General features: G+C 41.8%; 1 protein-coding gene. It reads right to left on the bottom strand.

All coding sequences use genetic code 11. The features are described 5' to 3' along the window. Positions 1-19: 19 nt before the first annotated feature. A complete protein-coding gene (locus ACY65O_RS15430) occupies positions 20-1,756 on the bottom strand; it encodes a GMC oxidoreductase (RefSeq protein ID WP_462221755.1) in 1,737 nt (578 codons plus the stop codon). Positions 1,757-1,929: the final 173 nt, after the last annotated feature.

Genomic DNA, 1,929 nt, shown 5'->3' with positions numbered 1-1,929 from the left:
CCCCCAGACACAGGCAACCTTACTTCAACTCCGCAACAACCAACCCCGACGCCCACACCCCCACCCCCAAAATTGTCCACGTAATATTTTTATCTGCCTGGCTTACAAACTGCCCGCCATCTACACAAAATAAATTTTTACAATCATGCGCCTGGCTGTATTTATTCAATGCCGATTTTTTGGGATCATTACCCATTCTTACTGTGCCGCCTTCATGAATAATTTCGCCGGGTTTGCTCAGGCCATAGTTATTTTTTTCATCATCATCACCGCCCCAGGTAATTACGGCACCCATATTATGCATTACTTCTTTAAAGGTTTCTTTCATGTGCTTGGCCTGTTTTATTTCGTGCTCACTCCATTTTACATTAAATTTTAAAACAGGAATACCAAATTTATCAACGGTGTTTGGGTCAATAGCGCAATAATTAGTTTCTAAAGGAATAGCTTCGCCACGGCCGGCCATACCCACACCGCAGCCATAAAAATGCCGGTAATCTTCCTTTAACGATGCCCCGTAGCCGCCGGCTTCTTTTTGTTTTCCCTTTACCACATATTTTCCATTTAAATTTTCAATGCCCCAGCTAAAACCATAACTGGGCTGGCTCATGCCGCCCCAGTATTCAATATGATAACCACGGGGAAAATCTAATTTTTTATTATCCAGCCACCACGGCGAGTACACGTGCAAGCCACCCACACCATCTTCGTTGTATCTTTTCCTGTCAAAAAGTTGTGGCAATATTCCACCCACTGCGGCGCCGGTAGAATCGTGTAAATATTTACCTACTACATTACTGCTGTTGGCCAATCCATTCGGGTGGCGTTGCGATTTTGAATTCAGCATCAGCCTTGCACTTTCGCAAGCACTGGCCGCAAGTATCACCACTTTGCCGCTAACCTGGTATTCCATCATATCATCTTTGCTGATGTATGAAACGCCGGTTGCCAATCCTTCTTTGTTTGTCAATACTTCACGTGCCATAGCATTTGCCACTACATCTACATTACCTGTTTTTATTGCAGGGTAAATTAAAACATTGGTGCTGCTGAAATCTGCTTTTGCCATGCTGCAGTTTCGGTTGCACTGTCCGCAAAAAAAACAAGCTTTTCTGTCGGCATCATTCTCTATATTTTTTGTAAGTATAGAAAGCCGTGAAGGGATTACATTAACCCCAGCCTGGCCTGCAGCATTTTTTATAAACAATTCATGCAGCCTTGGTTTTGGTGGTGGAAGAAAAAATCCATCGGGATCGTTTTCCAAACCTTCGTTAGTGCCAAATACGCCAATTAATTTATCTACTTTATCGTAATAAGGTTTTATATCATCATAACCAATGGGCCAGTCATCCCCGAGGCCATCAATACTTTTTCTTTTAAAATCTTTAGGGCCAAATCGTAAAGATATCCGTCCCCAGTGATTGGTTCTGCCACCCAGCATTCTTGCACGCCACCACATCCAGTCGGTTCCGGCTTCTTTAGTAAAAGGTTCACCTTCCACACTCCACCCACCATAGCAGGCATCAAAATCTCCAAAAGGCCTTATGGTGGTACTGGCGCCACGGCGTGGACTATCCCACGGATTTTTTAATTGCGTAATATTTTTTTGAGGATCGTACATGTAACCGGCCTCAATAATGCAAACCTTAAATCCGGCTTTGGCTAATGTATAAGCCGCCATACCGCCACCTGCACCCGAGCCTACAATTACGGCATCGTATTGTTTTGGTTGTTTTTTTATTTGTAAATCTCCCATACAGCAAAATTGATTTTGTAATTGAACAAAATTTACAGCAATATTTTTTAATAAAGTGATTTTGTGTAAAAAATTTTATACCGGTAAGCTATTTGATAACGGACTTCTATGATTTTTGAAATTATTAAGAATAAGATTAGTCTGGAGCCTGATTTTTTAAATTTATCTTTGAG

Source organism: Ferruginibacter sp., assembly GCF_031430955.1.
Lineage (GTDB): Bacteria > Bacteroidota > Bacteroidia > Chitinophagales > Chitinophagaceae > Ferruginibacter.
The sequence above is the reverse complement of the archived record's forward strand: the minus strand, read 5'-3'. Positions and strand labels throughout refer to the sequence as shown.

Bases quoted from the DNA above. Each gene is read 5' to 3' on its own strand.
- ACY65O_RS15430 (WP_462221755.1), bottom strand. From the start codon at position 1,756: ATGGGAGATTTACAAATAAAAAAACAACCAAAACAATACGATGCCGTA.